Origin of the sequence: Paraburkholderia sp. GAS42, assembly GCF_050436565.1 — a bacterium.
Lineage (GTDB): Bacteria > Pseudomonadota > Gammaproteobacteria > Burkholderiales > Burkholderiaceae > Paraburkholderia.
Window position 1 is genome coordinate 64,480 of record NZ_JBNDML010000020.1, and the last position, 24,612, is coordinate 89,091.

Consider the following 24,612-nt stretch of genomic DNA (forward strand, 5'->3'; position numbering starts at 1 on the left):
CATGGGCCGCTGCCTGTGCCGCTGCTTGTGCCACTGTTTGGGCCGTATTAGTAATGATGTTCAAGGCTCGCATTTTCCAGTCTAGCTTTACGTCCAGGTGACCCAGACTCAATGACCCGCTCAAAAACTCCGGGTACCGCTGCCGGTACCCGGGATAGCAACGAAGATTATAGCCCAAGCGCCGAGCCCGACGACGCGCTGGCAGCCGATTCCCTCGACGACGATCTCGTTAGCGACGTGCTCGTGCCGCAACCCGCGCAGGTCGTCGCAGGCCGGCCGGCCGACGAAACGCCGCGTACCGTGCTGGTGCCGGACGAGATGGCGGGCGATCGCCTCGACAAGGTGCTCGCCAAAGTCTTCCCCGAATTCTCGCGTAACCGGCTGCAAAGCTGGATCGAGGCGCAGCGTGTGCGCGTCGACGGCGCGCCCGCGAAAATCCGTCAGCCGGTGCCGCTCGGCGCCACGATTGAACTGATTCCCGATCTTTTGCCCGAGCAGCTGGCATTTACGCCGGAGCCGGTGCCGCTCGATATCGTCTACGAAGACGACACGCTCGTCGTGATCAACAAGCCGCCTGGGCTCGTCGTCCATCCGGCGGCGGGCAACTGGGGGGGCACGGTGCTCAATGGCCTGCTGTATCGCTACGGCGCCTCGGCGGCCGGCCTGCCGCGCGCCGGCATCGTGCACAGGCTCGACAAGGAAACCTCCGGCCTGATGGTCGTCGCGCGTACGCTCGAGGCGCAGACGGACCTCGTGCGCCAGTTGCAGGCGCGTACGGTGAAGCGTCGCTATCTCGCGCTCGTGTGGGGCAACATGCCCGAGGAAGGCACGATCGACGCACCCATCGGCCGCGATCCGCGCGAGCGCACGCGCATGGCGGTGGTCACGAGCGCGGCGGGCAAGGCCGCGCGCACGCACTTCCGGCGCATCGATTCGACGATGTGGGAACGTCAGCCGGTGTCGGCGATTCACTGCGATCTGGAAACCGGCCGCACGCATCAGATCCGCGTACATTGCGCGCACATCGGTCATCCGCTGCTGGGCGATCCGGTGTATGGGCGTGCCCGCGGCAAGCGTTCCGTGACGCCGCTGCCGGACGGCTTTGCGCGGCAGGCGCTGCACGCATGGCGCCTCGGGTTGATCCATCCGCAGACGGGTCGCTCGATGCAGTGGCGCGCGGACGTGCCGGGCGACATGGCTGCGCTTTCGGCAGCGCTCGGTCTCGGTCGTGACGACGAAGGCGCGTTCGACGATGAATACGACAACGAATACGACGACGGCGAAGACGCGTACGACACATCCCCGGGCGATCTGCCGGACGACGAAGCGCACGAAGACGACGACAGCGAACACGACGACAGCGACAGGGACGAAACACGATGACCGCACCCGACCTGACGCTCGCCGATGTCCTGCAACCCGCGTGGCGCGTGTCGCCGCGCGTGCGCGCGCTGGTGACGACGCGTAACGGTGGCGTGAGCCTGCCGCCGTTCGGGCGCTGGAAGGACGGCGTCGATCAGCCGGGCGGCCTGAATCTCGGTCGCCGCGCGGGCGACGATCCCGCGGCTGTCGAAATCAACCGCGCGCGTCTGCTGGCGCTGACGGGCGCATCGGCTGCCTGGCTCGAACAGATCCACGGCGCGGAGGTGGTGAACGCCGCCGACGTGCTCGCGGGCGCGCAGCAGGGCGCGGCGCCGGTGCGCGCCGACGCCAGCGTGACCGGTCAGCCGGGCACGATGTGCATCGTGATGATCGCCGACTGCATGCCGGTGCTGCTGTGCGACGCGAACGGTCGCGCAGTGGGCGCCGCGCACGCAGGCTGGCGAGGTCTGGCGGCAGGCATCGTCGAGAAGACCGCGATGCGCGTCGCGGACCTCGCGGGTTCCGGCATCGAAGGGCTGCACGCGTACCTCGGCCCGTCGATTGGACCGACGGCATTCGAGGTCGGGGCAGATGTGCGTGACGCCTTCATGAAGGGTGTCGACGGTGCACAACGCGATGCCACATCTCGGGCATTCGTGCCCCGTGCCGAAGCGGCCGGCAAATACTTCGCCGATCTCCCCGCACTCGCACGCATTCGTCTGAATCAGATGGGTATTACGCAGATCACCGATGCAAATGCCTGTACCGTGACTGAACGCGAGCGTTTCTATTCGTATCGACGCGATTCCGAAACCGGTCGTATGGCGGCGATGATCTGGCTTGCAGATTGAGCGCACGGCAGGCCGATCGAAAGCGCGTGGCACCAGGGTTTGCGTGAGGTTGGCGGGCTTGCGGGCCTCGAAATTTGCTGCGCCGCCGGAATCGCACGCAAAGCGGCGGCAAACTGAGTGGATGATCGCGTGGTTGAGCCGCATATGCGACAATCAGGCCGCCATTAAACGTAAAACAAGCCTTGTATTCAGGGCTTTTTTTACATGTACCCAAAGCGTCGATAAATTGCGATCTCAACGTCGTTCAAAAGACATGGGGAAAACGATAATTAAAAAAATATCGCACTGCGGCAAAATCGGGATCAAGCATTGACATGCCTTGCAATGGGGAGCAAGAATGTTCCTCACCACGGGGCAGGGCGTGACGAGGTCGCGAGCAATCGCCCACGTGCGCAATCACCTGCCTCTCAACCAGTCCGTCAGGACTTACCGGTCAAAGCAGGTATGGCAGCATCAAAACGTTCTACGACTTCTTCCCGTAAGACCACTTCATCGGACGCCCCGCAACCGCAGGCCGCACCCGATACCGCGACCCCGCCCGACGGGATGCAGCAGATGCTCGACGCCTGGACAAATGCGTGGCGTGCTGTCGGTAGTGCGGCGCAGCGCCCCGAGGGCAACGCTGCGGCGCCCTGGTGGGCCGGCAGTGGCTTCGCGAACGGGGCGTCGTTCCAGATGCCCGGCATGCCACAGATGCCGTCCTTTCCCGGCATGCCGGATTTCAGCAAGGCCGCGGCGTCGATGTTGCCGATGTCACCGTTTGGCGGCTTGAAGATGCCGTCGGCGGCGATTCCGCCTGAGCGCCTTCAGCAGTTACAGTCCGACTATTCGCGCGAAGCGATGCAGCTGATCCAGCAGGCCGCCGACACGAAGCCGACCATTCCCGAACTGAGAGATCGCCGCTTCAGCGCCGACGCGTGGTCGGCGACGCCCGCGTATGCGTTCACGGCCGCGTGGTATCTGCTGAACGCGCGCTATCTGCAGGAACTCGTCGACGCGATCGATACCGATGCGAAGACGCGCGAGCGCATCCGCTTCGCTGTCCAGCAATGGACGGCGGCGGCGTCGCCAAGCAACTTCTTCGCGCTCAATCCGGAAGCGCAGAAGACGCTGCTGGAAAGTCAGGGCGAAAGCCTGCGCCAGGGCGTGATGAATCTGCTCGGCGACCTCCAGCGCGGCAAGATTTCGCAGACAGACGAATCCGGCTTCGTGGTCGGCAAGAATCTCGCGAATACGGAAGGCTCGGTCGTCTTCGAAAACGAACTGCTGCAGCTGATCCAGTACAAGCCGCGTACGGCCACCGTGCGCGAGCGGCCGTTGCTGATCGTGCCGCCGTGCATCAACAAGTTCTACATTCTCGATCTGCAGCCGGCGAACTCGCTGGTCGCGCATGGTCTCGACTCGGGGCACCAGGTGTTCCTGATTTCGTGGCGCAACGCGGACGCATCGATCGCACACAAGACGTGGGACGATTACATCGACGACGGCGTGCTCAAGGCGATCGATATCGTTGGCCAGATCAGCGGACGTGAACAGATCAATACGCTGGGTTTTTGTGTCGGCGGTACGATGCTCGCTACCGCGCTTGCAGTGGCGGCCGCACGTGGCGAACACCCGGTTTCGTCGATGACGCTGCTCACCGCGATGCTCGACTTCAGCGATACCGGCGTGCTCGACGTCTTCGTCGACGAAGCGCATGTGAAGATGCGCGAGCAGACCATCGGCGGCATCGGCGGCGGACAGCCGGCCCTGATGCGCGGCATCGAGTTCGCGAACACGTTCTCGTTCCTGCGTCCGAACGACCTTGTGTGGAATTACGTCGTCGACAATTATCTGAAGGGCCGCACGCCGGTGCCGTTCGATCTGCTGTACTGGAACAGCGATTCGACGAACCTGCCGGGGCCGATGTATGTCTGGTATCTGCGCAACACGTATCTTGAGAACAAGCTGCGCGAGCCGGGCGCGTTGACGGTGTGCGGCGAGTCTGTCGACCTGACGCGCATCGATGTACCGACGTTCATCTACGGTTCACGCGAAGACCATATCGTGCCGTGGCAAACGGCGTACGCATCGGTGCCGCTGCTCACGGGTCCGATGAAGTTCGTGCTCGGCGCATCGGGGCATATCGCCGGTGTGATCAATCCGCCCGCGAAGAACAAACGCAACTACTGGGTACTCAAAGGCGAAGACAGGAACATGCCGGAAACGGCCGACGCCTGGTTTGAACGGGCCGACGAAGTCCCCGGCAGCTGGTGGCCGGAATGGACGGACTGGCTTGACCAGTACGCAGGGAAAAAGGTGAAGCCGCGTGCCGAGCCCGGCTCGGCGGAGCATCGCGAAATCGAGCCCGCACCGGGTCGCTATGTGCTTCAACGCGACGCATAGTGGATGAATGACGCGGCAACGGCGGCAGGAACAGGCGACCGCAGCTGCAGCGTCGGTAGCAAGGTAAAGCGTATTTGAAGCAAGCCGCAATCGAAGCAGATGGATTTTTAACTTGACGGGCTGCGGCGCATTTAACCGCGGTGCCCGGAGGAAATGAAAATGACTGATGTTGTGATCGTATCGGCCGCACGTACTGGAGTCGGCAAATTCGGTGGGTCGCTGGCGAAAATCGCCGCGCCCGATCTTGGCGCGACGGTTGTCCGCGCTGTTCTCGAGCGTGCGGGCCTGAAACCCGAGCAGATCAGTGAAGTCATTCTCGGACAGGTGCTGACGGCAGGTTCGGGCCAGAACCCGGCGCGTCAGGCGTTGATCAAGGCCGGGCTGCCGGCCGCCGTGCCCGGCATGACGATCAACAAGGTGTGCGGCTCGGGGCTGAAGGCCGTGATGCTCGCCGCCAACGCGATCATCGCGGGCGACGCGGATATCATCGTTGCGGGTGGTCAGGAAAACATGAGCGCGGCGCCGCACGTGCTGCCGGGTTCGCGCGACGGCTTCCGCATGGGTGACGCGAAGCTGGTCGACAGCATGATCGTCGACGGTCTGTGGGACGTATACAACCAGTACCACATGGGCGTCACCGCGGAAAACGTCGCGAAGGAATACGACATCACGCGCCAGCAGCAGGATGCGTTTGCCGCGTTGTCACAGAATAAGGCGGAAGCCGCACAGAAGGCCGGCCGTTTCGATGATGAAATTGTTCCGGTTGAGATACCGCAAAGGAAGGGCGATCCGGTACGCTTCGCCACGGACGAATTCGTGCGTCACGGCGTGACCGCCGAATCGCTCGCGGGCCTGAAGCCGGCGTTCTCGAAGGAAGGCACGGTGACGGCAGCGAACGCCTCTGGTCTGAACGACGGCGCAGCAGCGGTGGTTGTGATGTCGGCGAAGAAGGCCGAAGCGCTCGGCCTCAAGCCGCTCGCCCGCATCAAGGCGTACGCGAATGCAGGCGTCGATCCGAAGGTGATGGGCATGGGCCCGGTGCCGGCATCCCGCCGCTGTCTGGAACGCGCGGGCTGGAGCCCGTCGGACCTCGACCTGATGGAAATCAACGAAGCGTTCGCCGCGCAGGCGCTCGCTGTGCACAAGCAGATGGGCTGGGACACGTCGAAGGTCAACGTGAACGGCGGCGCGATTGCGATCGGCCACCCGATCGGCGCGTCCGGCTGCCGGATTCTCGTCACGCTGCTGTACGAAATGCAGAAGCGCGATGCGAAGAAGGGTCTGGCGTCGCTGTGTATCGGCGGCGGGATGGGCGTGGCGCTGGCGCTCGAACGCTATTGACCTCGGGTCGTGAGTGCCGCGGAGGGCGGGGTGGATACAGCGCCGCGCCCACGCTGGCGCCGGGCGTCATGCAGTTCGCGCGGAGGCGGGATTCCGGCACGCAGTCAGGCAGGGATTCACGCAGGGCAGAAAACGGAGACAGTAGTGGCGAGGAAGGAGGCTGCCAGTCGGCACCTCGCACAACGATAATGGAGTGTGGTTTATGTCACAGCGAATTGCGTATGTAACGGGCGGGATGGGCGGCATCGGCACGAGTATCTGCCAGCGTCTGCACAAGGAAGGTTTCAAGGTCGTCGCCGGCTGCGGCCCGAATTCCCCGCGTCGTGAGAAGTGGCTGGGCGAGCAGAAGGCGCTCGGTTTCGATTTCATCGCGTCCGAAGGCAACGTCGGCGACTGGGAGTCGACCAAGCAGGCATTCGACAAGGTGAAGGCCGAAGTCGGCGAGATCGACATTCTCGTCAACAACGCCGGCATCACGCGCGACGTGGTGTTCCGCAAGATGACGCATGAAGACTGGACGGCGGTGATCGACACCAACCTCACGAGTCTCTTCAACGTGACGAAGCAGGTGATCGACGGCATGGTGGAGCGGGGCTTTGGCCGCATCATCAATATTTCGTCGGTGAACGGGCAGAAAGGCCAGTTCGGACAAACCAACTATTCGACCGCGAAGGCCGGCATTCATGGCTTCACGATGTCGCTGGCGCAGGAAGTGGCCACGAAGGGCGTGACGGTCAACACCATTTCGCCGGGCTATATTGGCACGGACATGGTGAAGTCGATTCGCCCTGATGTGCTCGAAAAGATCGTGGCGACAATTCCGGTGCGCCGCCTCGGTCATCCGGACGAAATTGGCTCGATTGTGGCGTGGCTTGCGTCCGACGAATCGGGCTTTGCGACAGGCGCCGATTTTTCGCTGAATGGCGGCCTGCATATGGGCTGATCCAGCTGGCGCCCCGCCGTGGCGGGGCGTGCTGCGGGTCAGATGGTTCCGGCGGCGTCTCGCATTGCGCAAGGGGTTCGATTGCGCGTGCGACTGGCGCCGTTTCTGCGCTCACGGGCGCTTAAAGGCGTTAAATGACAACGACTACTACAAAGAAGACGACGGCCGAACGACTCATCAAGAAGTATCCGAACCGCCGGCTGTACGATACGGAGACCAGCACGTACATCACGTTGACGGACGTCAAGACGCTCGTGCTCGATCAGGAAGACTTCAAGGTCATCGACGCCAAAAGCAATGAGGACCTCACGCGCGCGATCCTGCTGCAGATCATTCTTGAAGAAGAAAGCGGCGGGCTGCCGATGTTTTCTTCGTCGATGCTGTCGCAGATCATCCGTTTCTACGGCCACGCGATGCAGGGCATGATGGGCACCTATCTGGAGAAGAACATCCAGGCGTTCATCGACATCCAGAACAAGCTGACCGACCAGTCGAAGACGCTCTACGAAGGCAACGCGATGAATCCGGAAGTCTGGTCGCAGTTCATGAACATGCAGGCGCCGATGATGCAGGGGATGATGACCAGCTACATCGAGCAGTCGAAGAACATGTTCGTGCAGATGCAGGAGCAGATGCAGACCCAGGCGAAGTCGATGTTCAGCACGTTCCCGTTCAACAAGCAGGCGAATCCGAATCGTGAGTCGAAGCCGGAGCCGGAGCCAAAGCCGGAGCCCGAGAAGAAGTAGCGGGAGCGGTACAGGCCACGCGCGCTCCCGCGCTTTGCGCGCAGGCGGCCAGACACGGCGGCGCGGTACAATGCGGGGTTACGTTACCGCCATCCGCCGGACCATCCCTATGCCGCAGACTTCCTCCCCCACTACGCCGACGACGGCCGCCCCGAAGGTCGGGTTCGTGTCGCTCGGCTGCCCCAAGGCGCTCGTCGATTCCGAGCAGATCATCACGCAGCTGCGCGCCGAAGGTTACGAAATCTCTGGCACCTATGACGGCGCGGATCTCGTCGTCGTCAACACCTGCGGCTTCATCGACGAAGCCGTCCAGGAAAGTCTCGACGCGATCGGCGAAGCCCTCACCGAAAATGGCAAGGTGATCGTCACGGGCTGTCTCGGCGCAAAGAAGAGCGCGAGCGGTAGCGGCCTCATCGAGGAAGTGCATCCGAAGGTGCTCGCCGTCACCGGCCCGCACGCACTGGGCGAAGTGATGCAGCACGTGCACACCCATCTGCCGAAGCCGCACGATCCGTTCGTCGATCTCGTGCCGGCCGCGGGCGTGAAACTCACGCCGCGTCACTACGCCTACCTCAAGATTTCCGAAGGCTGTAACCACCGCTGCACGTTCTGCATCATCCCGTCGATGCGCGGCGACCTCGTGTCGCGCCCGGTCGCCGAAGTGATGCTCGAAGCGGAGAACCTGTTCAAGTCCGGCGTCAAGGAACTGCTCGTCATCTCGCAGGACACGAGCGCGTATGGCGTCGATGTCAAATATCGCACCGGTTTCTGGAACGGCAAGCCGGTCAGGACACGCATGACGGATCTCGTCGGCGCGCTTGGCGAACTCGCCGCGCAGTACGGCGCGTGGGTGCGTCTGCATTACGTGTATCCGTACCCGAGCGTTGATGAAGTGATTCCGATGATGGCCGCCGGTCCGTTCAAGGGCCACGTGCTGCCGTATCTCGACGTGCCATTTCAGCATGCGCATCCGGAAGTGCTGAAGCGCATGAAGCGTCCGGCTAACGCCGAAAAGGTGATGGAGCGCGTGCGCGCATGGCGCGAAATCTGTCCGGACCTGACGATCCGCAGCACGTTTATCGCGGGCTTCCCGGGTGAAACGGAAGAGCAGTTCCAGACGCTGCTCGACTTCATCCGCGAAGCGGAACTCGATCGCGTCGGCTGCTTTGCGTATTCGCCTGTCGAAGGCGCGAGCGCCAACGAACTCGACGGCGCGTTGCCTGACGAAGTGCGCGAAGAACGTCGCGCGCGTTTCATGGAAGTCGCCGAAGAAGTCTCGGCGAAGCGCATCGCGAAGAAGGTCGGCAAGACGCTGAAGGTGCTCGTCGACGAAATTAACACGGACGGCGGCATCGGCCGAACGGCAGCGGATGCGCCCGAGATCGACGGCGTCGTGTATATCGCCCCGGCCACGAAAGCATCGAAGCGCTACAAGGTCGGCGATTTCGTTTCGGTGAAAATCACCGGCGCCGACGGCCACGATCTGTGGGGTGAGGTTTAAGCGATGACGTCAGCATGTCCCGACATCCTCGCGCTCGGTGAGGCGATGGTCGAATTCAACCAGTCGTCGAAAGATCAGCCGAACTATCTGCAGGGCTTCGGCGGCGATACGTCGAACTTCTGCATCGCGGCGTCGCGTCAGGGCGCGCGTACAGGCTTTGTATCGGCGGTGGGCGATGACCATTTCGGGCGTCTGCTGGTCGACCTGTGGAAAAAGGAGAACGTCGATACGTCGACGGTGCGCGTCGATGTAGAGGCGCCGACCGGCGTGTACTTCGTGTCGCACGGCCCGGACGGTCATCAGTTCGACTATCTGCGTGCGGGTTCGGCTGCGAGCCGCTACGCGCCGCGTGACCTGCCGCTCGATGCGATCGCGGCTGCAAAGGTCATCCATCTGTCGGGCATCAGTCTCGCGATCAGTGTGAGCGCGTGCGATGCGGCGCTTGCCGCGATCGGGCACGCGCGCGCGAATGGCGTGCGGGTGAGCTTCGATACGAATCTGCGCCTGAAGTTGTGGCCGCTCGCGCGGGCGCGCGCTGTGATGCTCGAAGCGATCCGCCAGACGGACATCTGTCTGCCAAGCTGGGACGACGTCACCGAACTCACGGGCCTCACGGGCCGCGACGAAATCGTCGATTTTCTGCTGGCGCGTGGCCCACGCGTCGTTGCGCTGAAACTCGGCAAGGAAGGTTCCTACGTGGCGACGCCGGATGAGCGTCGCGTCGTGCCTGGCCGCGTTGTGAAAGCCGTGGACGCGACCGGCGCGGGCGACTGCTTTGGTGGCGCGTTTATCGCGCGCATCGTCGCGGGCGACGATCCATTCGAAGCCGCGCGCTATGCGAACGCGGCAGCTGCGCTGTCGACACAGGGTTTCGGCGCGGTTGCGCCGATTCCGGACCGGCAGTCGGTGGAAAACATACTGGCCAGCTAAAGCGTCGCGCTGGCTGATGTCGAGACGCGACCGGGTCAAAGCGTGACCCGGTCAAAGCGTGACCCGGTCGATGCACGACCCGGTCAAAAGGCGGCCAACGAGCCGCCTCCAGATCATTCAAGGAAGAGGAGCGAGCAATGCAACGAGAAGTCGTAGTGGTCAGCGCGGTACGTACCGCAATCGGCGATTTTGGCGGCAGCCTGAAGGATTTCTCACCGACGGATCTGGGCGCACGTGTCGTGCACGAAGTACTGGCGCGCGCGAACGTGTCGGGTGAAGACGTCGGTCACGTCGTGTTCGGCAACGTCGTTCATACCGAACCGAAGGACATGTATCTCGCGCGCGTCGCGGCGCTCAACGGCGGTGTCGCACAGCACGCGCCGGCGCTCACCGTGAACCGTCTGTGCGGCTCGGGTCTGCAGGCGATCGTCTCGGCGGCACAAGGCATTCTGCTGGGCGACACCGACATTGCAATCGGCGGCGGTGCGGAGAACATGAGCCGCGCGCCATATATGATGCCCGCCGCGCGCTTCGGCCAGCGCATGGGCGACGCCCGTCTCGTCGACATGATGCTCGGCGCGCTGAACGATCCGTTCCAGTCAATCCACATGGGCGTGACTGCTGAGAACGTTGCGAAGAAATTCGACATCTCGCGCGAAGCGCAGGACGCGCTCGCACTCGAATCGCATCGTCGTGCGGCCAACGCGATCGTGAACGGCTACTTCAAGGAACAGATTCTCCCGATCACGATTCCGTCGAAGAAGGGCGATACCGTGTTCGATACGGACGAACACGTGCGACTGAACGCATCGGAGGAAGACTTCTCGAAGCTCAAGGCCGTGTTCGCGAAGGAAAACGGCACGGTGACGGCGGGCAACGCGTCGGGCATCAACGACGCAGCTGCGGCCGTCGTGCTGATGGAACGCAGCGTCGCCGAAAAGCGTGGCGCGAAGCCGCTGGCGCGCCTCGTCGCGTATGCGCATGCGGGCGTGGATCCGGCGTACATGGGGATCGGCCCGGTGCCGGCCACGCGCAAGGTACTCGAACGCGCGGGCCTGACGGTTGCCGACCTCGACGTGATCGAGGCCAATGAAGCCTTCGCTGCGCAGGCCTGCGCGGTCAGCAAGGAACTCGGGCTCGATCCGGCGAAGGTCAATCCGAATGGTTCAGGCATTTCGCTTGGCCATCCGATCGGCGCGACCGGCGCGCTGATCACGGTGAAGGCGCTGTACGAACTGCAACGCATCGGCGGACGCTATGCGCTCGTGACGATGTGTATCGGCGGCGGCCAGGGCATCGCGGCGATCTTCGAGCGCATCTGATTTTCGGCAACACGCCGGCACGAAGGAAGGAAAGAAAGGATGCATCAATCGAAGTCGATGAAGCAGCGCGCGCCCTGGCGTGGCCTGATTACCGGCGCATGCGCACTGGCATTGCTGTCTGGCGCGGGCATGCTGTTGCCCACGCTGGCGCACGCGCAGAGCGACGCGGTCAAGGAACTGGCCGCGCCGCCGCCGATCGAGTTGCCGCTAAAGCCGAGCAGGGAGTTCGCGAAGTTCCCGCGCTACACGGGCACGCTCGGCACGCGCCAGATCGTGCTGCGGCTCGGCGCGAAGACCGACGATCCTTCCGGCGTGCACGGCGAATATCAGTTCACGGATAACGGTGAAGTCATCCTGATTGCGGGCGATCGTGACGGCGATACGCTCGAAGTCGAAGAGTCGAACGACGGCACGCATATCACCGGAAACTGGGTCGGCAAATTTGCCGCCGACGGCACACTCGCCGGCGAGCGGATGAACGTCGACGACTCCAATCCGCAGCCGTTCGATCTGCGTCCACTCGCGGCGGGTCAACCGGTGCCAGCTGCGGCTGCCGCCGCCGCGAAAGCGCCACCGCCGGCGGCGGCCGTCAAGCCTGGCGCCGCGGCTACGCCTGCGGCGAACAATGGTCATCCAGTTGGCGGCGTCAGCAATGTCACAACGGGCGACTGACGCGACCTGCTCGAACCCGCCTCGAAAATCACGCCACTCATTTCTGAACGACGAATCCACCATGACTGACACTCCATCCAGACGCGGCCTGCAGACCCGCATCGTGCGCGCGGAAGACGACCTCACACCCGGCTTCGAATCGTTTGCCGTGCCGGTCACACGCGCGTCGACGGTGGTATTCCCGGATCTCGCGGCGATGCGCGCGCTCGACTGGCGCAACGACGCGCAGTGGCGCTACGGTCTGCACGCAACGCCGACGTCGCTTGTGCTCGCGCAGCGGCTCGCGGCGCTTGAAGGCGGCAATCACGCGCTGTTGCAGCCGTCGGGTCTGTCGTCGATTTCGAACGTGTACTTCGGCCTCGTGAAAGCGGGCGACGATGTGCTGATTCCCGACAACGTCTATTCGCCGAACCGCGATCACGGCGACTGGCTGGCGCGCGATTTCGGCATTACGGCGCGCTATTACGATCCGATGATCGGCGCGGGTATCGCTGATCTGATCCAGCCGAATACGCGCCTGATCTGGCTGGAAGCGCCCGGCTCGGTGACGATGGAAGTGCCCGACGTGCGCGCGATCACGACGGTCGCGCGTGCGCGCAACGTCGTGACGGCCATCGACAACACGTGGTCGGCCGGTCTCGCGTTCCGTCCGTTCGAACAGGGCGTCGACATCTCGGTGCAGGCGCTGACAAAGTATCAGTCAGGCGGCGGCGACGTGCTGATGGGCGCGACGATCACTGCCGACCGCGAGCTTCATCTGAAGCTGAAGGCCGCGCGGATGCGCATGGGCATCGGCGTGTCGTCGGACGATTGTTCGCTGATTCTGCGCAGCCTGCCGAGCATGAAGATCCGCTTCGAGCAACACGACCGCAGCGCGCTTGGCATCGCGAAATGGCTGAAGACGCGTCCGGAAATCGCGGCGGTGCTGCACCCGGCGTTGCCGGACTGTCCGGGGCATGAGTTTTACATGCGTGATTTCACGGGCGCGGGCGGGCTCTTTTCCGTCGTGTTCGACGGGAAATACAGCCCGGCGCAGATCGACACGTTCTGTGAGTCGCTCGAACTGTTCTCGCTCGGCTGGAGCTGGGGCGGCGCGCACAGCCTGGCGATGCCGTATGACGTCGCGTCGATGCGCACCGGGGCGCAGTGGCCACATCGCGGCACGCTGGTGCGCTTCTATATCGGGCTGGAGGAAGAGGCCGATCTGCGTGCGGATATCGAGCAGAGTCTGGCGGCGCTGGGGTGAGGGTGCGTCTGCTGGACGACTTGCCGAAGGTCGGTTGCGGGAATCGGCTCAAAACCAGATAAATCGGCTCAAAGAAAAATAAATCGGCTCATTATTTGACAAATCGGCTCAAAAAAATAGAATTGGCTTAATTTTTGAGCCGATTTTTGAGCCGATTCATGCCGAATAAGCTGACATCCGATGGTCTGGTGCAGGTCATGCGCGATCTTGCCACGCAGGGTCGAGGACCCGTCACCTCGAGTCAACTCGCTGCCGCTGCGAACGGAAGCGCTGCGACGGTAAAACGACTTCTGGGCCGACTTCATGCCGACGGTAAAGTCGTCCGGGAGGGCAAGGCGCGCGCCACCCGATATTCCTTGCCACTGGACGTGGCGCAGCCATTGACGGTACACACTCCGCCGCCCGCTGGAAATCTGCGCTGGTCGGCAGCCAGTGAGTCGCTTCGCGAACGGCTTTCTGTGCCACTAGCCGCGCGGGAGCCGGTGACATACCAGCGCGAATTCGTGGACCGCTACAAGCCCAACAAGACCTGGTTGCTCCCGGAACCGCTGGCCGTTGAACTCGCCCATCTTGGACGCATGCAGGGACAGCAGCCAGCTGGCACGTATGCACGCAAGGTGCTCGAGCAATTGCTGATCGACCTGTCGTGGTCGTCGTCACGTCTTGAGGGCAACCGCTACAGTTTGCTCGCGACTGAGGAGCTGTTCAGAAACGGCATTTCCGACGGCGATGTCGATGCTGTCATGTTGCTCAATCACAAGAGCGCAATCGAGTTTCTTGTCGACGCCGTTCCGACGCAAGGGTTGTCGACGGCCCTGATTCGCAATCTGCACGCCGTGTTAATGCAAGACCTGCTCGCGGACACTGGCAATTTGGGTGCCATCCGCAACAAGGTCGTGAATATCAGCGACACGGCGTATGTGCCCATGCAGGTACCGTCGATATTGCACGAAATGCTTGAGAGCATTGTCGCCAAGGCGCGGCTCATCAAGAATTCCCTCGAGGCGGCCTTTTTCCTGTGGGTCAACCTGGCCTGCCTGCAGCCTTTCGAAGACGGAAACAAGCGCACCAGCCGCCTCGCCGCAAACATTCCACTGATGCTGTACAACTGCGCGCCGCTGTCGTTCCTTGACGTGGACCGGCATGACTATGCGCTGGCGATGATGGGTGTCTACGAGTTCCTCGACGTCTCGATGGCCGTGGATCTCTTCAACTGGACCTATCGTCGTTCGTTGAAGAAATACGTGGTGGTCATGGAATCGATGGGCGCACCTGACCCGGTGCGCCTGCGATACCGGGAAACGTTGAACGAGGCTATCGGGCTCGTCGTGCGAGAGCGAAAAGCGATACGTGCGAGCATGTTTGAGATGGGGCTGACGGAAGAGACGGCTCCGGGATTCAGCGCGTTGCTCGTTGACGAACTCGCAAAGCTTGAGCCATATAACTGCGCCCGTTATCGATTAACGATGAGCACTACCGATGCATGGATCGCCGCGGGGCGCCCTCAGTAGAAATTAACCGATCGGCGGCGGGCAACCCAGGCGCCCTCAAAACAACCGCAGCAACCCATCAAGCCCAACGAAGTTAAACGCGACGCTCGCCGCCTGACGCACAACCGGTTTCGCCCGAAACGCCACCGACAGACCCGCTTCAGCCATCATCTTCAGATCGTTCGAGCCGTCGCCCATCGCGATGGCGCGCTCAGGCTCGATGCCGAGTTGTGCGCAGGTTTCGCGCAGCGTACGCGCCTTGACCTCCGCATTCACGATCTCGCCGGTAACTCGCCCCGTCAGCTTGCCGTCGACGATTTCAAGCGTGTTCGCGCGCGTGAAATCGAGCCCAAGACGCGCCTTCAGTTTCTCCGTGAAGAACGTGAAACCGCCAGAAACCAGCAGTGTCTTCAGACCCGCGGCCTTCGCACCTGTGAGCATCTGTTCGGCGCCAGGCGAAAGCTGCAGGCGCTCTTCATAAACCCGTTCCAGCGCGCTCGCGTCGAGTCCTTCGAGCAGCGCGACGCGGCGTGTCAGGCTTTCATTGAAGTCCTTGATTTCGCCGCGCATCGACGCTTCGGTGATCGCCGCCACTTCCGCCTTGAGTCCGCAAAAATCGGCGATCTCGTCGATGCATTCGATCGTGATCAGCGTCGAATCCATGTCCATCGCGACCAGACCAAAATCGCGCAGCTGGCGGCCCGGCTCGATAAACGCGTAGTCGAGTTCGTGCGCGCCGCAGTACACGTCGAGATCGGGGCGCTGCAACGGGTCCGCGTCTTCAATGCGAACCGTGCGGGCGTCGACGGGCGTCGCGCGGCTGCCGCGCGCAAGCGCGACGAGCGGTTTGAAATGGGATTCAGCGATCGGCGCGAGGCTTTGGATGACGAGGTTCATGACGACGCAAATAAAGGCGGGGCGAGCACGGGACGCACACAGGGCGGAGACGCTGCACGCGTGGAAAATCCGGCTATTGTAACGGTTCAGCGCCGCACACCCGCGCGCATGCGTGCGCGGTGCTGCATACTCGCCTGACGAACAAGGCGCCCCGCATAAGAAGCGGACCAAAACGGAGACACGCCATGCCCTCAGCCGCCGACGAACTCGCGCTCGCCCGCGATTTTGACCTGCGTCACCTGACGCCCGCGTTCTATGCCGATCCGTATCCGGTCTACCACGCGCTCCGTACGCATGACCCCGTCAAACGCATGCCCGACGGCTCGCTCTTTCTCACGCGCTATCGCGACGTGCAGGCGGTGTATCGCGATCCCAAGACATTCAGCTCCGACAAGACGGTCGAATTCCGGCCGAAATACGGTGCGTCGCCGCTGTATGAGCATCACACGACAAGCCTCGTCTTCAACGATCCGCCTTTGCATACGCGTGTGCGCAAGCTGATCGCCGGCGCGCTGACCGCGCGCGCGATCGCGGCGATGGAGCCCGGTTTGATCAGGCTCGTCGACGGACTGCTCGATGCCGCCGCCGCGCGCGGGGAGATCGATCTGATCGGCGATTTCGCGTCGGCGATTCCGGTCGAAGTCATCGGCAATCTGCTGGACGTGCCGCATGAAGCGCGCGGGCCGTTGCGAGGGTGGTCGCTGGCGATTCTCGGCGCGCTCGAGCCGGTGCCCAACGAACAGCAGCTCGAACGCGGCAATCGCGCCGTGACGGAGTTTGTGACCTGTCTGAAAGAGCTGGTGGCCGCTCGCCGCCGTGCGCCTGGCGATCCGCTACATGACGTGCTCACGCGGCTGATCGAAGGCGAAACCGATGGCGAACGTCTGTCTGAAGCTGAGTTGCTGCAGAACTGCATCTTCATTCTCAACGCCGGTCACGAGACGACGACCAATCTGATCGGCAATGGCATCGTCACGCTCAGCGAATGGCCGGAGCAACGCGCGGCGCTGCAACACGAACCGGAGCTGATCGTGAGCGCGGTCGAAGAATGCCTGCGCTTCGAAAGTTCCAACCAGCTGGGCAATCGCATGACCACTGACGATACGGAAATTGGCGGCGTCGCAGTTGCGAAGGGCACGCCGGTTACGCTGTGTATCGGCGCGGCGAATCGCGACCCGGAACAGTTCGTCGACCCGGATCGCTTCGACATCCGCCGCGAGCCGAACCGGCATCTCGCGTTCGGCTTCGGCATTCATCAGTGCGCGGGGGTGTCGCTGGCGCGGCTCGAAGCGCGGATCGCGATTGGCCGGTTTGTGCAGCGCTTCCCGACGTACCGGCTGGGCGGTGAGCCTCTACGAGGCGGGCGCGTGCGCTTTCGAGGCTACGCGGCCGTGCCTTGTGATGTTGGCTGAAGGAGCGCGCGTTCGAGACCGCCGGGACCCGCATCTTTTTCCGGCACCACGCAAGACTTACGGCTTCGCCGCGTGTTAGCGGCTGAAGCCTTAAGCGGCGCAGCGCGTTAAGGCATGGCGCCCGTGCCACGACTTTACCTGTGGCACGCTTGCTGCTCCGCTCCAGTTTCATGCTTCGAGGCCCGATCATGAGCGACAGACTCGACACCTATACCCGCAAGCGTCGCTTCGACAAAACGCCGGAACCGGCAGGGGGCGCGTCAAAAAAGCGCGTGGGTTCGAAAACGTCCGCACGTACGCGCACGCACGCGCTGTCGTATGTCATTCAGGAACACGACGCGCGTCGGCTCCACTACGACTTCCGTCTCGAACTCGATGGAACGCTTTTGTCGTGGGCCGTGCCGAAAGGGCCGAGTCTCGATCCTTCGGTGAAGCGTCTGGCGGTGCATGTTGAAGATCATCCGGTCGAATACGGTTCGTTCGAAGGCACGATTCCCGAAGGCAACTATGGCGCGGGCGATGTGATCGTCTGGGATCGCGGCACGTGGGAACCGGCTGGCGGTGAAGCGCACGCACGCGAAATGTACACGTCCGGCAAGCTCAAGTTCGAACTGCACGGCGAAAAGCTGCATGGCAACTGGATGCTCGTGCGCAGCCATATGCCTGGCAGCGGCGACAAGGAGCAGTGGCTGCTCATCAAGGAGCGCGACGGCGAGGCCCGTAACGAAGGCGAATACGACGTGCTGAAGGAACTGCCGGGCAGTGTGCTCGATAGCGGCAAGCGCGCGCTCGCCGCAAGAAAGACGGCGGCGGCAAAACGCCCGGCCGCAAAAAGGCATGCAACCGCAGCCGATTCGAAGAAGACCGACATCGTCACCACGCGCAGCGCGAAATCGCTGCGTGAACTGGCCACATCGCCGGCTATCGAAGGCGCTAAAAAGGCGTCGCTTCCGGCCGGCTTCAAACCGCAGCTGGCGACGCTCGTCGACGCCGCGCCATCGGGCGACGAGTGGTCGTACGAGATCAAGTTCGATGGCTATCGCGTGCTGGCCCGTATCGATCGTCATGCAAGGAAACAGGACCCGGTGCAGATTTTCACGCGCGCGGGCAACGACTGGACCGCGAAATTCGGCAAGCAGGTCGAGGCGTTCGGGACGCTCGATATCGAATCCGCGTGGCTCGACGGCGAGGTCGTGGTGCTCGACGACAACGGCGTGCCGAGCTTCCAGCTGCTGCAGAACGCGTTCGATGCAAACCGTCCGCAGGACATGGTCGTCTATCTGTTCGACGTTCCGTTTCTGAATGGCTACGACCTGCGCGGCGTGCCGCTCGTACAGCGTCGCGCGATCCTGAAGGCGCTGCTCGAACCAGCGAAGCGCGATGTGCTGCGTTTCTCGGACGACTTCGGCTCCAGGGCCGACGCTCTGCTCAAGAGCGCACGCGAAATGGCGCTCGAAGGCATCATCGGCAAGCGCCGCGACAGTCTCTATACGTCGGGACGCTCGCAGTCGTGGATCAAGCTCAAATGCAGGCGGCGTCAGGAGTTCGTGATCGGAGGCTATACCGGGCCGGCGGGCAGTCGCGTCGCCTTCGGCGCGCTGCTGCTCGGCGTGTACGACGAACACGGCAAGCTGCAATACGCGGGCCGCGTCGGTACAGGTTTCGATACGGCGCTGCTGCGCTCCATCAAGGAGGAACTCGATGCGCGGGAAACGAGCCGCATGCCGTTCGCGAGCCCGCCGCGCGAACGCAGCCGCACGCCGGTGCACTGGGTGAAACCGGAGCTCGTCGCGGAATGCAACTTTGCGGAGTGGACCAGCGAGCAGATCGTGCGGCAGGCGTCGTTCGTCAGTCTGCGTCGCGACAAACCGGCGCGGCAGATCGTCCTGGAAGCACCGCGCAAAGGAGCCGAAGTGGAACAGACGCTCACCGAATCCATGAAGGAAGCCGCCACGCCGAAAAAGCGTGCGACGAAACAGGCGGAGAAGGACAAAGCCGTCGGCACAGCCACCGAAAAGCCCGCCAGGAAATCCGCCACCGGACGCACCGCGGGCGACGCGACGAAAGCGGGCGAGACGACCGTCGCGGGCGTACGCGTCTCGCATCCCGAGCGCGTGATCGACAAAAGCACGGGCACGCAGAAAATCGATCTCGTGCGCTATTACGAATCGGTAGCGGACTGGATACTTCCGCATCTGCAACACCGTCCGGTCTCGCTCGCGCGTGCGCCCGAGGATATCGGCGGCGAGCTGTTCTTCCAGAAGCACAGCCAGAAGCTGTCGATTCCCAATGTGACGCAGCATCCCGATCTCGATCCCGGCCATCCACCGCTGATCACGATCGATAGCGTCAGGGCGCTCGTCGGCGCGGCGCAGATGGGCACAATCGAACTGCATACGTGGAACGCGGTGGCGTCGAGCATCGAGACGCCGGATCGCGTCATATTCGACCTTGACCCTGACCCGTCGCTCGGCTGGGACAAGATGATCGAAGCCGCCTTGCTGACGCGCTCGCTGCTCGAAGAACTCGGCCTCACATCGTTCTGCAAGACAAGCGGCGGCAAGGGTTTTCACGTCGTCGTGCCGCTTGCGAAACAGGCGGGCTGGGACGAAGTCAAGGCGTTCTCGCAGGCGATCGCGCAGCACATGGCAACGGCGCTGCCCACGCATTTCTCGGCCAGGATGGGCGCGCAGAACCGCAGGAAGAAGATCTTCGTCGACTATCTGCGCAACAACCGCGGTTCGAGCACGGTCGCCGCCTATTCGGCGCGGGCGCGGCCCGGGCTCGGCGTATCCGTGCCGCTCACCTGGGACGAAGTGCCGGAGACAACTGCCGGCGATCAATGGAACATTGCCAACCTGCACGAACGGCTCGACGCACTGAAGGAAGACCCGTGGGCCGGCTATGCAAAAACGCGTCAACGCATCACAGCCGCGATGAAGAAGCGGCTGGACGAAGCCGGGCATGAATGAGCGATGTCGCGGGCGCTTCGTCGCTCGCGGGGGATCGCGCGGCAAACACTGATTTACCTTGATGAAAACGCCGCGCGTGGCATCAGCGCGGCGCCTGATCCCAATACGGCGGATCGCCGAAATGCGCGGCGAGAAAGTCGATAAAGGCGAGCGTCTTCGGCGGAACGAAGGCGCGCGTCGGGTACACCGCCCAGATCGCTACCGTGTCCGCCAGCGGGTAGGTGTCGAGAATCGTCACCAGCTGGCCGCTGCGCAGATACGTCGCTACGTCCCACGTCGATTTCAGGGCGATGCCGAAGCCGTCGAGCAACGCGTCGCGGATCACTTCGCCGTTGTCGGTCGCGAAGCGGCCGTTCACGCGCACATTGACCCGGCCAGCCGGCGTCACGAATCCCCAGTCGCGTTGGTCAGACAGGATCACGCATTCGTGATCGACGAGATCGGACGGATGACGCGGCGTGCCATGCGCCGCCAGATACGCGGGCGAGCAGCAGATCACGCGCTGGTTCACGGCAAGCCGTCGCGCGACCAGCGACGAATCCTTCAATGCGCCGAGCCGGATCGCGACATCGATGCCGGCGTCGACGAGATCGACCATCTGGTCGGACAACCGCAGGTCGATGCTGACGCCCGGATTCTGCCGCAGGAACGCGGGCATCACCGGTGACACATGCTGCCGCCCGAACGACGAGGGCATTGTTACGCGCAACCGGCCCTGCGGACCCGACTGCGCGCATCCGACCGAGCCGCGCGCGGTCTCGGCGGCATCGAGCAGCGTCTGCGCGTGCGTCATGAATGCCTCGCCGTCCTGCGTGAGGCTGATGCGGCGCGTCGTGCGATGCAGGAGCCGCGCGCCCAGCAGCCGTTCCAGATTCGCGATCCGCGCGCTCGCCACCGCCGCCGAAAGGCCAAACTCGCGCCCGGCCGCCGACACGTTATTCAGCAGCGCCGCGCGTACAAATAGCCCGACGTCGAGCAGATCGAGCCGTTCGCGCCCTCGTTGCAGTCGGGAAGTGGCCATTATTCTGAAAATCAGGAAAATGTTTCAGTCATTATGACTGTTTTAGAAGAAGAAAGAACGGCCTACGATCGTGTGGGTCCGATCGAAATACGCTCACTGAGGCACAAAGCCCGGATCGCATACCGGTCGCCACGTTTTCGAATTGAATCCACGCATCAGGAGTGCTCCATGAAAGCCGTCGGTCTTCATCGCTATTTGCCCATCGACAATCCCGAATCGCTCATCGACATCGAGATCGCTCAACCCGAAGCCACCGGCCACGATCTCCTCGTCAAGATCGAGGCGATCTCCGTGAACCCGGTGGACTTCAAGGTTCGCGCGCCGAAAGACCAGATCGAGAAGACGCCGCGCGTGCTGGGCTGGGACGCAGCGGGTACGGTTGCCGTCGTCGGTCCTGATGTGACGCTTTTCAAGGTCGGCGATCCGGTGTTTTATGCGGGCAGCATTACGCGGCCGGGCGCGAACAGCGAATATCACCTTGTCGATGAACGGATTGTGGGCCGCAAGCCGGCTTCGCTCGATTTCACCCAGGCGGCAGCGTTGCCGCTCACGGCGATCACCGCGTGGGAAGCACTGTTCGCGCGTCTCGGCGTGTCGCCGGAAGGCCGGGACGCGGGACGTTCGGTACTGATCATCGGGGGCGCGGGCGGCGTGGGCTCGATCGGCATCCAGCTCGCGAAGCAGCTCGGCAAGCTGAAGGTGATCGCGACGGCGTCGCGGCCCGAATCGGCGAAGTGGGCGACCGAACTGGGCGCCGACCATATCGTCGATCACTTCAAGGACATCCCGGCGCAACTGAAGGCGCTCGGCCACGAACAGGTCGACTATGTGCTGATGTTCAACGACACCGACCGGCATTTTCCCGCGGCCGCCGCTGTCATCAAACCGCAAGGCGGCATCTGCACGATCGTGGAAAACGACAGGCCGGTTCCCGTCGAACTGCTGAAGGCGAAGAGCGCTGCATTCCATTGGGAGTTCATGTTTACGCGTTCGATGTTCGGTACGCCCGACATGATCGAGCAGCACAAGCTGTTGACCGAAGTGGGGCGTCTCGTCGATGCGGGCACGCTGCGCACGACGGTCGGCGAGGATCTCGGTACGATCAATGCAACCAATCTGCGCCGCGCGCACGCGATGCTCGAAGCAGGCCGCGCGATCGGCAAGCTCGTGCTGACCGGGTTCTGATGCAGCGAAACGTATGAGCAGAAACGGCGTCGCCGCAAGCGGGGTAACACCCGATCCTCCGGAAGCGCGCGCGTCGCCGCTTGGCGGTAGACTGGCAGGGCATCGCGTAATAACGGCTGCGCGACCCGCATCGCGGGTGCGCAGCGGCACAACAACGAGGTGACGTTATGAGCCCCAGCCTGAGATGTTTCGCCGTTTCTGTTGCTGTTGTCGTATGCGGATTTGCGACGCGGTCGCAGGCCGCCACGCCGATCACGGTTACGTCGCAGTCCGCGCCGGACGGGCCGATCAAGTACACCGTCAAGGTCACATCGAAGCAGTTTGGCAATGCGCAGGAGACGCGCCAGATCCGCTCCGGTCAGTCCGACGACTACACGTGGAAGACCGTGCCGCCAGGCGGCGCGGTGCCGGGCACGGACCAGTGCCCGAACTACGCCTCGCTGGCGGTCGACGCGAACGGCGCGATGATCCGCCAGATACAGGTGCGGCTCGCGCCTGTGGTCGCCAATGACGGCACCGCCACCGTGCAGATGAACTTCCAGGCGCAGACGCCGAAGGGCACGAAGTCGGTCACTGCAAACGGGCAAACGGTCAAGTGTCCGAACGACGTGACGGTGAGCCAGGTGGTGCGCTTCACGATGCCGACCAACGGCACCGCGAAGACGATCACGATTAGCGACGGTACGACGGTTGCCGTGTCGGCGCGTCGGTGATGCGTTGTGGACGCGTGATGGTGAGGCTCACCGCCCGCTTCGCGGTGAGCGCTCGATCAGCCTCGACGCCAGAAACCGGTGCTCAGCCGAGAACAGCCGGCGATAGGTGAGCAGCACCGCGCCCACGGTCCCCAGCGCCGATGAAGCCGCGATCAGAAACATGATCACGATCTGATAGCGCACTGCCTGCAACGGAGACTGTCCGGCCAGCACCTGGCCCGTCATCATGCCGGGCAGGCTGACCACGCCGACCACGGCCATCTGGTTCAGCGTCGGAATCATGCCCGCGCGCGCCGCCTGCCGCGCTGGACCCTGCGCCGCCTCCCAGCGCGTTGCGCCGAGCGCGAGCGCCATATCGACGCGATCACGTCGCGCGGTGAGTTCTTCCGTCATGCGCTCGATGCCGAGCGAAACGCCGGTCAGCGTATTGCCCAGAATCATCCCGAGAATCGGAATCGCATATTGCGGTTCGTACCACGGATGAATACGGATCACGACAAAGAGTCCGACCGCCGCGACGAGCCACGAACTCACCCAGATCGACATGATGCTGTCCGCACGTTGTCCCGCGTACGTGCGCAGACCGCGATCTGCGCCCGCGAAGCCGGCGATCAGCGTCATCAGGATCATCAGCGGCAGGACCACGAACCAGCGGTCGTAGGCGAACACCCAGCCGAGCACATAACCGATCGCGAGCAACTGGACGATCGTGCGCACAGCCGCCCATGCCAGCTTGCGTTCGAGATCGAGCTTCAGCACCACCGACACCGCGCCGTTCACCACGATCAGCAGCGCCGCGATGCCGACATCCCATAAACTCAGATTCTGCAGGCCCTGATTCATCGGGTATCCTCCCGTGCTTCGCTGTGCGTGGCAGAAGGCCCAGCGGATGCAGCCGGTTCGCTGAGCACACCCGCACGCATCGTCAGATGCCGGTCGCTCACGCGTTTCGCCTGCGCCGGATCATGCGAGACCCACACCGACGCGCGTTGTGCGTCGCCCGATGCGAGCCACGTCTGTACCAGCGCTTCGATCGCATGGGATGACTCAGGGTCGAGCGATGCCGTCGGTTCGTCGAGCAGCAGCACTTCAGGCGCGAGTTGCAGCACGCGTATCAACGCGGTGATCTGCGCTTCGCCGCCGGACAGTTCGCTCGCCAGCCTGTCGAGGAAATCATGGCCGCGGCCGGCCTGCACCGCGAACGAAATCGCGCGGTCGCGATCGAACCGCACGTCGCGATAGGCGCCCAGCGTGTACGGATAACGCAGGTTGTCTTCCACGGTGCCGTCGAGAATGGCGGGCCGCTGCCGGATATAGGCGATGTTGCGGCGATAACGCGTAATCGTGGCGCGTGAAACGGGCTTGCCATGCCATTCGATGTGGCCTGCATCGAGCGGATCGAGCAGGGCGAGCATGCGCAGAAATACGCTCTTGCCGGACCCGGACGGGCCGGTCACGGCGACGCGGTCGCCGGCGGACAGTGCAAGAGAGGTCGGCTGGAGCAGTACGTTGCCGCGCTGCGCATCGCGGCGGCAGATGTCGAACGCTTCGACAATCGGAATATCCGTCATGGTGGATCGGGCGGCGTGTGTGGCAGTGCGTCATGATAGACGCAGCAGGGCG

Annotated in this window: 20 protein-coding genes; 16 read left to right on the forward strand and 4 right to left on the reverse strand. The window is 63.2% G+C overall.

Going from position 1 to position 24,612, the window contains the following annotated elements:
• The first annotated feature begins 111 nt into the window (after positions 1-111).
• The 12 genes from P3T16_RS26245 (at position 112) to P3T16_RS26300 (ending at position 14,810) form a co-directional block, all read left to right on the forward strand.
• Positions 112-1,383 carry an RluA family pseudouridine synthase gene (locus P3T16_RS26245; protein WP_429256445.1) on the forward strand — a complete coding sequence of 424 codons (1,272 nt, stop codon included), beginning with the start codon at positions 112-114 and terminating at the stop codon, positions 1,381-1,383.
• Positions 1,380-2,213: a peptidoglycan editing factor PgeF gene (pgeF, locus tag P3T16_RS26250; protein ID WP_429344490.1), complete on the forward strand. Its 834-nt coding sequence runs from the start codon at positions 1,380-1,382 to the stop codon at positions 2,211-2,213. Before P3T16_RS26245 ends, pgeF begins: the two co-directional genes overlap by 4 nt.
• 546 nt (positions 2,214-2,759) lie before the next feature.
• Entirely contained in the window at positions 2,760-4,598 is a 1,839-nt protein-coding gene (phaC, locus tag P3T16_RS26255; RefSeq protein ID WP_429344536.1) for a class I poly(R)-hydroxyalkanoic acid synthase, read from the forward strand.
• Positions 4,599-4,757: 159 nt separating this feature from the next.
• Positions 4,758-5,939 (forward strand): acetyl-CoA C-acetyltransferase, encoded by a 1,182-nt coding sequence (locus P3T16_RS26260; protein ID WP_429256443.1) that lies wholly within the window; start codon positions 4,758-4,760, stop codon positions 5,937-5,939.
• 202 nt (positions 5,940-6,141) lie between these two features.
• Complete coding sequence (locus P3T16_RS26265) at positions 6,142-6,882, forward strand: 3-ketoacyl-ACP reductase (RefSeq protein WP_429256442.1); 741 nt, start codon at positions 6,142-6,144, stop codon at positions 6,880-6,882.
• 134 nt (positions 6,883-7,016) lie between these two features.
• The gene (gene phaR, locus P3T16_RS26270) at positions 7,017-7,628 is read left to right on the forward strand and encodes a polyhydroxyalkanoate synthesis repressor PhaR (RefSeq protein WP_429344491.1); all 612 of its coding nucleotides are present in this window, start codon (positions 7,017-7,019) and stop codon (positions 7,626-7,628) included.
• Between the two features lie 109 nt (positions 7,629-7,737).
• On the forward strand, positions 7,738-9,129 hold the full coding sequence (gene rimO / locus P3T16_RS26275; RefSeq protein ID WP_429344492.1) for a 30S ribosomal protein S12 methylthiotransferase RimO: 1,392 nt from the start codon (positions 7,738-7,740) through the stop codon (positions 9,127-9,129).
• A gap of 3 nt (positions 9,130-9,132) precedes the next feature.
• Positions 9,133-10,059 carry a sugar kinase gene (locus P3T16_RS26280; protein ID WP_429344493.1) on the forward strand — a complete coding sequence of 309 codons (927 nt, stop codon included), beginning with the start codon at positions 9,133-9,135 and terminating at the stop codon, positions 10,057-10,059.
• Positions 10,060-10,196: 137 nt separating this feature from the next.
• Positions 10,197-11,381 carry a beta-ketothiolase BktB gene (gene bktB, locus P3T16_RS26285; RefSeq protein WP_429344494.1) on the forward strand — a complete coding sequence of 395 codons (1,185 nt, stop codon included), beginning with the start codon at positions 10,197-10,199 and terminating at the stop codon, positions 11,379-11,381.
• A 39-nt stretch (positions 11,382-11,420) separates the two neighbouring features.
• Positions 11,421-12,053, forward strand: a complete 633-nt coding sequence (locus tag P3T16_RS26290; protein WP_429344495.1) for a hypothetical protein — start codon at positions 11,421-11,423, stop codon at positions 12,051-12,053.
• 61 nt (positions 12,054-12,114) lie between these two features.
• Positions 12,115-13,299 carry a cystathionine beta-lyase gene (locus P3T16_RS26295; RefSeq protein ID WP_429256436.1) on the forward strand — a complete coding sequence of 395 codons (1,185 nt, stop codon included), beginning with the start codon at positions 12,115-12,117 and terminating at the stop codon, positions 13,297-13,299.
• Between the two features lie 158 nt (positions 13,300-13,457).
• A complete protein-coding gene (locus P3T16_RS26300; RefSeq protein WP_429344496.1) occupies positions 13,458-14,810 on the forward strand; it encodes a Fic family protein in 1,353 nt (450 codons plus the stop codon).
• Positions 14,811-14,846: 36 nt separating this feature from the next.
• Here P3T16_RS26300 and serB read toward each other — a convergent pair whose 3' ends face one another.
• Positions 14,847-15,686: a phosphoserine phosphatase SerB gene (gene serB / locus P3T16_RS26305; protein WP_429344497.1), complete on the reverse strand. Its 840-nt coding sequence runs from the start codon at positions 15,684-15,686 to the stop codon at positions 14,847-14,849.
• A 185-nt stretch (positions 15,687-15,871) separates the two neighbouring features.
• Here serB and P3T16_RS26310 point away from each other — a divergent pair, with 185 nt between their 5' ends.
• Positions 15,872-17,098, forward strand: coding sequence for a cytochrome P450 (locus P3T16_RS26310; RefSeq protein WP_429344498.1), 1,227 nt, complete (start codon positions 15,872-15,874; stop codon positions 17,096-17,098).
• A gap of 188 nt (positions 17,099-17,286) precedes the next feature.
• On the forward strand, positions 17,287-20,070 hold the full coding sequence (gene ligD, locus P3T16_RS26315; protein ID WP_429344499.1) for a DNA ligase D: 2,784 nt from the start codon (positions 17,287-17,289) through the stop codon (positions 20,068-20,070).
• A gap of 82 nt (positions 20,071-20,152) precedes the next feature.
• Here ligD and P3T16_RS26320 read toward each other — a convergent pair whose 3' ends face one another.
• Positions 20,153-21,091, reverse strand: a complete 939-nt coding sequence (locus tag P3T16_RS26320) for a LysR family transcriptional regulator (protein WP_429256432.1) — start codon at positions 21,089-21,091, stop codon at positions 20,153-20,155.
• 168 nt (positions 21,092-21,259) lie between these two features.
• Here P3T16_RS26320 and P3T16_RS26325 point away from each other — a divergent pair, with 168 nt between their 5' ends.
• Positions 21,260-22,276 carry a zinc-binding alcohol dehydrogenase family protein gene (locus P3T16_RS26325; RefSeq protein ID WP_429344500.1) on the forward strand — a complete coding sequence of 339 codons (1,017 nt, stop codon included), beginning with the start codon at positions 21,260-21,262 and terminating at the stop codon, positions 22,274-22,276.
• 167 nt (positions 22,277-22,443) lie between these two features.
• Complete coding sequence (locus P3T16_RS26330) at positions 22,444-22,989, forward strand: DUF6013 family protein (RefSeq protein ID WP_429344501.1); 546 nt, start codon at positions 22,444-22,446, stop codon at positions 22,987-22,989.
• Between the two features lie 27 nt (positions 22,990-23,016).
• On the opposite strand, the gene P3T16_RS26335 is transcribed toward P3T16_RS26330, so the two are convergent.
• Entirely contained in the window at positions 23,017-23,832 is an 816-nt protein-coding gene (locus tag P3T16_RS26335) for an ABC transporter permease (RefSeq protein WP_429344502.1), read from the reverse strand.
• Entirely contained in the window at positions 23,829-24,560 is a 732-nt protein-coding gene (locus P3T16_RS26340; protein WP_429344503.1) for an ABC transporter ATP-binding protein, read from the reverse strand. The genes P3T16_RS26335 and P3T16_RS26340 overlap by 4 nt, the downstream gene beginning before the upstream one ends.
• Positions 24,561-24,612 lie beyond the last annotated feature (52 nt).